This window comes from Kocuria sp. UBA5001 (assembly GCF_002398425.1).
GTDB lineage: Bacteria > Actinomycetota > Actinomycetes > Actinomycetales > Micrococcaceae > Kocuria > Kocuria salsicia.
This window is the reverse complement of record NZ_DGYR01000013.1, coordinates 158,459-165,403: the sequence shown is the minus strand read 5'-3', so window position 1 is coordinate 165,403 and position 6,945 is coordinate 158,459. Positions and strand designations below refer to the sequence as shown.

General features: G+C 68.4%; 3 protein-coding genes. 1 reads left to right on the top strand and 2 read right to left on the bottom strand.

From position 1 onward, the window contains the following. Positions 1-144 precede the first annotated feature (144 nt). The gene (locus B3G12_RS08645; RefSeq protein ID WP_290499910.1) at positions 145-1,434 is read right to left on the bottom strand and encodes an adenylosuccinate synthase; all 1,290 of its coding nucleotides are present in this window, start codon (positions 1,432-1,434) and stop codon (positions 145-147) included. A 254-nt stretch (positions 1,435-1,688) separates the two neighbouring features. Here B3G12_RS08645 and B3G12_RS08640 point away from each other — a divergent pair, with 254 nt between their 5' ends. After that, positions 1,689-5,549 carry a S8 family serine peptidase gene (locus B3G12_RS08640; RefSeq protein WP_290499909.1) on the top strand — a complete coding sequence of 1,287 codons (3,861 nt, stop codon included), beginning with the start codon at positions 1,689-1,691 and terminating at the stop codon, positions 5,547-5,549. Between the two features lie 204 nt (positions 5,550-5,753). Here the strand turns inward: B3G12_RS08640 and B3G12_RS08635 are convergent, their stop codons facing one another. Continuing rightward, positions 5,754-6,932, bottom strand: a complete 1,179-nt coding sequence (locus B3G12_RS08635; RefSeq protein ID WP_290499908.1) for a polysaccharide pyruvyl transferase family protein — start codon at positions 6,930-6,932, stop codon at positions 5,754-5,756. Positions 6,933-6,945 lie beyond the last annotated feature (13 nt).

The window sequence follows — 6,945 nt, the reverse complement described above, 5'->3', positions numbered from 1 at the left end:
AACCGGGGCGGAGATGTGTGCATGGGAAATCAGTGGCTACCGGGATCCTGCATCCGCCGGGAACCCCCACCTGTCAGAATCCTGCACTGGCAGGGGTCGCCGTGCACCCGGGACCCTGGCACCGGGCAAGGCGACTTCGGCCGTTCAGTCCGAGATCAGGTCCCGAACGACGATGGTGTCGTCGCGATCCGGTCCCACGCCGATGGCGGAGATCCGGCACCCGGAGAGGTCTTCCAGTGCGGCCACGTAGTCCTGGGCGTTGCGCGGCAGGTCCTCGAGGGTGCGCGCGCCGGTGATGTCTTCCTTCCAGCCGGGGAACATTTCGTAGACCGGCTTGGCGTGGTGGAAGTCCGACTGGGTCATGGGCATCTCGTCGAAGCGCTGGCCGTCCACCTCGTAGGCCACGCACACGGGGATCTGCGGGATCCCGGTCAGCACGTCCAGCTTGGTGATGAACAGGTCCGTGAAGCCGTTGATGCGCGCGGCCTGGCGGGCCATCACGGCGTCGTACCAGCCCGTGCGGCGTGGGCGGCCCGTGTTGACCCCGAACTCGCCGCCCGTGGTGCGCAACCGCTCGCCCATCTCGTCGAAGAGCTCGGTGGGGAACGGACCGGCGCCCACGCGTGTGGTGTACGCCTTCTGGATGCCGATCACCCGGGTGATCCGCGTGGGGCCCACGCCGGACCCGACGCACGCGCCGCCGGCCGTGGGATTGGATGAGGTCACGAAGGGGTAGGTGCCGTGGTCCACGTCCAGGAACGTGGCCTGGCCGCCCTCCATGAGCACCACCTCGTCACGGTCCAGGGCCTCGTTGAGCATGCGCGTGGCGTCCACGATCATGGGTTCGATACGCTCCGCGAAACCCATGAAGTAGTCCGCGATCTCGTCCACCTCGAACGCGCGGCGGTTATAGAGCTTGACCAGCAGCTCGTTCTTCTGCCGCAGGGCGCCTTCGATCTTCTGCCGCAGGATGGACTCGTCCAGGAGGTCCTGCACCCGGATGCCCAGCCGGCCCACCTTGTCGATGTAGGACGGGCCGATGCCACGGCCGGTGGTCCCGATGGCGCGCTTGCCCAGGAACCGCTCCGTGACCTGGTCGAGCGTCTGGTGGTATGGCGCCACCAGGTGGGCGTTCGCCGAGACGCGCAGGTGGGAGGTGTCCGCACCGCGTGCTTCCAGACCGTCGATCTCCTCGAAGAGGGCCTGCGGGTTGATGACCACGCCGTTGCCGATCACGGAGGTCGCGTTGGGGCTCAGGATGCCCGCGGGAAGGAGCTTGAGCTCGAACTTCTCACCGCCCACCACCACGGTGTGGCCGGCGTTGTTGCCACCGTTGGGCTTGACCACGTAGTCCACGCGGCCGCCCAGGAGATCCGTGGCCTTGCCCTTGCCTTCATCGCCCCACTGGGCGCCGACTATCACGATTGCTGGCATGGAAACACTCTCTATCCGGGTGTGGCCCGACGGCCGGAGGAACCAGCAGCCCAGTCTACCCGGCCAAGCCCTCCGGAGGCCGGTCGGGCCGGAACAGCGGTTGAGACCGGGCGGTGAACGGCGTCACACAGGTCGCAATCAGTGTCGACACAGGGAATTTGGACGAAATCGTTGCTTTTGCGCATGTCAGAGCGCACTCTTGGGGACACTGTGATGCGTCTGACTGCATCACTCGACGGGCAAAGGAACACACCATGAATCATGAGACAGGGGCAGGTCGTGGCAGAGCCGCCAAGACCTGCCTGGCCACGGCCCTCGGCCTGACACTGGCCCTGGGCACAGTGCTGCCGGCGAGCGCCGTCGAGGTCCCCCCGGGCGCCCCCGCGGACGACCTCAACCCCCAGGGCCCGGACCGCCTGATCAGCTCGGACCTCAAGGACGCCGAGGGCCAGGTAGCCGTCTTCGTCCAACTCCAGGGCCCGAGCGCCTTCGAGGCCACCCAACCGGAGGGCGTGCGCACCGGCACCCAGGATCCGGTGCAGGCCGCGGCGCAGGTGCAGGCCATCCGCCAGTCGGTTCAGAGCGCCGCATCATCCCTGGCCTCCGAATCCAGTTCCGACCTGCTCTACACGACCGCCAACGCCCTGCGCGGCGTGGCCCTGCAGGGCGACGCCGCCCAGCTGCGGGATCTCGCCAAGCGCTCCGAGGTCGTCAAGATCTCAAAGATCACCCCCCAGTACCGCAGCAACGCCGGCTCCGTGGTGGACACCAACGCCCTGAACTCGTGGTCCCAGACCGGCCAGACGGGCAAGGACGTGAAGGTCGCGGTCATCGACTCCGGCCTGGACTACACCCACGCGGACTTCGGCGGCCCAGGCACCACGGACGGCTACAAGAAGGCCAAGGCCTCGACCGAGCTGCCGGGCAAGGACTCCGACCTGTACGACCCCAAGAAGTTCGTGGGCGGCTACGACCTCGCCGGCGACTCCTACGACGCCCGCGTGGCCGGCAGCGTGCCGAAGCCGGACTCCAACCCGCTGGACTGCGAGGCGGGTGGACACGGAACGCACGTGGCAGGCACCACGGCCGGCTACGGCGTCGGCGCGGACGGCAAGACCTTCAAGGGCGACTTCACCAAGCTGACCGAGGACCAGGTCAAGAAGATGAAGATCGGCCCGGGCACCGCGCCCGAGGCCCAGCTGATGAGCTTCCGCGTCTTCGGCTGCGAGGGCTCCACAAACCTCACGATCAACGCGCTGGACCGCACCCTGGACCCCAACATGGACGGGGACTTCTCGGACAAGGCGGACATCGTCAACATGTCCCTGGGCTCCGACTTCGGCCCGGCGGACGATCCCCAGAACGACCTGATCGACGCCCTGTCACGGCAGGGCATCCTCTCCGTGATCGCAGCGGGCAACGCCGGGGACTTCCACGAGATCTCCGGCTCCCCGGGCAGCGCCCGCTCCGCCCTGACCGTGGCCAACTCACAGGGCAGCACGGCGGCCCAGGACAAGGCGCAGGCGCTCTCCCCGGACAGCGCCAAGGGTGAGCTGACCGGTTCCTACAGCGGCAGCTACGACTACTCCGGCGCGAAGCCCGAGGACCTGCAGGGTGACATCGTGGCGGCCCCCGTGGACAACAAGTTCGGCTGCACCCCGTTCTCGCAGAACTTCGCGGGCAAGTGGGTCATGCTCGACTGGGAGGACAACGGCCCGTTCCCCTGCGGCTCGAAGGTGCGCTTCGACAACGTGGCGGCCGCCGGGGGCAAGGGCGTGGTGCTCGAGTCCGACTACGCGGTGGACCCCTCTGCGATCGCCGGCAACGCCAAGATCCCGGGTCTGCTGATGGGCAAGAAGTCCGTGGACAAGATCAAGCCCGCAGTGCAGACCGGCGGGGCGAAGATCAAGCTGGCCCCGGAGTGGATCGGCGCAGCCAGGACGGACACCGGTTCCAAGGACCAGGTCAACGACTCCACGTCCCGCGGCCAGCACGGCAGCAACGGCGTGCTCAAGCCGGATGTCGCGGCTCCCGGTACCAACATCGGCTCGGCCGGCGTGTCCATGGGCAACGGTGTCTCGGTCAAGACGGGCACGTCCATGGCCACCCCGCACGTGGCCGGCATCGCCGCCCTGGTGCAGCAGAAGCACCAGAACTACAGCCCGCAGAACATCAAGTCCGCCATCATGAACTCGGCGGTTCACGACGTCCACGCGGCGAACGGCAAGACCTCCGCGGTGGACCGCGTGGGCTCGGGCCGCGTGGATGCGCTGCGCGCCGTGAACCAGGACGTCATGGTCTACGACAAGGCGGACACGTCCGTGGTCTCCTCGACCTTCGGGGTCACCGAGATCAGGAACGCGAGGGACACCTTCTCCCGTGAGCTCGTGGTGGACAACACCGGCGGGGCCGCGCACACCTACCAGGTGCGCTTCGACCCCTCCACCGAGGTCCCGGGCGTGAGCATCACCGCACCGGCCTCGGTCACCGTGCCCAAGGGCGGCAAGACCACCGTCAAGGTGACCGCCACCGTGGACCGGGCGAAGCTGGAGAAGACCCACGACCCCTCGGAGGCCGTGACCCAGCTGGGTCTCGCCCGTCAGTTCCTGGCCACCGAGTCCGGCCGCCTGGTGCTGAGCGAGAAGGGCCAGGACATGCGCGTCCCGGTCTCGATCGCCCCGAAGCCCGTGGCAGACATGCGCGTGGACGGCGCCGCACTGAACCAGTGGGACAAGCAGGGTGACGCCACCGTCCCCCTGACCGGAACCGGAGTGGACCAGGGCGGCTGGAAGTCCGCCGTCGGCGCCTTCGAGCTGGGTGCGAAGTCCGACCGTCTGGCGTCCACCAAGCTGGCCGGCGGCAACTCCCAGTTCGCAGACCTGCAGTACGTGGGCGCGTCCTCAAATCTCCCGCAGCTGAAGGCTGACAAGGAGGACGCCGCCAGGGACGGCCTGGTGAACTTCGGTGTCTCCAGCTGGGGCAACGCCAGCACCATGAAGCCGGACGCCGAGATCCAGATCGCCATCGACAGCACCGGCAACGGCCGGGCCGACCACTACGTGGCCCTGGGCCGAGCGGACGGCCTGGACTACCCGGTGGCGAACCTCTACGGCTACGTCAACGGCGAGCTGAAGGTGATCGACCGCCAGCCGGTGAATGGCTCCTGGGGTGACACGGACACGAACACCTTCGACACCAACGCCGTGGTCCTGCCCGTGAGCACCGCGAAGCTGGGCATCGACCCCACCAAGAGCGGCACCAGGCTGAACTACCAGGTCTCCACCTACTCCGCGAACATCGACGGCGCGGTGGACCAGACCGAGACGATCTCGTTCAACCCGGTGGCCCCGACCGTCTCGTTCCGCGGGGAGAAGTTCAACAACTCGCTGTTCACGGACCTGCCCGGCAAGAAGCTGACCGCGCACCGCGGTTCGGACAAGGCCGAGGGCGAGGCACTGTTCCTGCACCTGCACAACGGCACCGGGGACCTCTCCGGCATCCACAAGGGTGAGGACGGCGCGAAGGCCGACGTCAAGCGGGTCCAGCCTGCGGCGTCGGTCCCCGGGACGCAGGATCCGATGTTCAAGGACGTGCCGAAGAACTACGTGTTCCACTCGGAGATCTCCTGGCTGGCCAGCAAGGGCATCACCAAGGGCTGGCCGGACGGCACCTTCCGCCCCACCCAGCCCGTGCAGCGTGACCAGATGGCCGCGTTCCTCTACCGGATGGCCGGTTCCCCGCAGTACACGCCTCCCACGAAGTCTCCCTTCAAGGACGTGCCCACCAACCACGTCTTCTACAAGGAGATCTCCTGGCTGAGCGAGCAGGGCATCACCAAGGGTTGGTCCGATGGGACGTTCCGCCCCACCCAGAAGATCAGCCGTGAGCAGATGGCGGCCTTCTTCTACCGGATGGCGGGCTCACCCTCCTACACGGCCCCGAAGGTCTCCCCCTTCAAGGACGTGCGCACCACGGACGTCTTCTACAAGGAGATCTCCTGGATGAACGGGCAGGGCATCGCCAAGGGCTGGGCAGACGGCACCTTCCGCCCGGGCCAGGCCGTGCAGCGTGACCAGATGGCCGCCTTCCTCTTCCGCTACGACCAGCTGAAGTAGGGATCTGGTCCCGGGCAGGTCTCCGACGCGTCGGCAGACCGCCCCAGGACGAGGGCCCGTGGCACCCACACCGTGTGGGAGCCACGGGCCCTTCCCATGCCCGACGGCATGTGGCGGCTTGCGGCCGGGTCCTGCGGTGGATCTGCGGGCCCACGTCCTGGTCGACCCCACAGCCCGGGCCACTGCGCTGGGAACGGGCCCGGTCTACCGCCCGTACAGGAGGGCCGCCTCGTCCCGCTTGACGGCCACGGCCTCACCGAAACTCCCCGGCGCCGCCAGCTGCTCGAGGCCTACGGTCTCCGCGCACCTACCTGCGTCCCCGCCCGCGTGGACCAGGTTCCAGCGGGAGCCCACGTCCACCACGGACTGGTGCTTGATGTCGTAGTACCCGGGTTTGCCACTGAGCGCCACGCCCCTGGCTCCGTGCAGTGCGGCCGTGAGGTGGTGGTGGAAGCGGGTGGTGAGCCACACCTGGTGCGGGCCGAAGCTGAACTCGCCGTCCCACGCAGCCTGGAACGGGATGAACCCCTCGGGGGCGACGACGTCGCGCAGCCGCTCCCAGCCCAGGTGGTCCTCCCCGGGGATCGCCTCCAGGTAGCGCACTGACTCGCGCGGCAGGTCCCAACGCCGCAGCTGGGCCCGGGTGTAGTCCAGCATCCGCTCGAACGCCCCCTCCGCGAGGGTGTCCGACTGCACGCACACCACCACTTCGCTCGGGGTGACCGCGGTTGCCGCTCCCTCGCCCTTCTGCCCGGCCCGGAGCCCGAGCGCTCGGGCGTGGCGCGGGTCCTCGGCCAGGAGGAACGCGTCGTCGAACCCCAGAGGCACACCGGCGGCCTCGGCACTCGGGCGGTCCCGCACACTGAGGTGGTCCAGGTCCGCGAGGGTGTCCCCGGCGAAGGGCATGAGCCCCTGCCCCGTGGCGAACAGCCGCGCACCGGTGAGCTTGCGCACCGCACGCATGGCCTCCACGATCCGGAAGTTCTCGATCCAGTCCTGGTGCAGCACCCCGCCGCCCAGCAGGTGCACGGTGGCTGCTTCGCGCAGGGCGAGCAGCCCGGCGTCGTACTTGGGCGAGCCGAGGTCCGCGATCAGACTCTGCATGGAGCGCCCGGAGCCGTGGTTCATCTCGTGCATTGCGCGGAAGAGAGTGTTCACCACGTGCAGGCGGGGGTGCAGCCCGCGCAGCAGGGCGGTGGCGGTTCCCGGCTCGCGCACGTCCAGCCACACATCCGTGGTGGGCGCGACCTTCGCAAGGTGATTGACCCACGCCGCCGCGATCAGCTCGTCCCCGAAGTTCGGGTAGCCCGCCCAGGAGATCAGGTAGATCGGCGGCTTGCGGGAGGCCACGACACGGTGGTGGTCCTTCAGGAGGGTGCGCATGAACGCAGGCTAC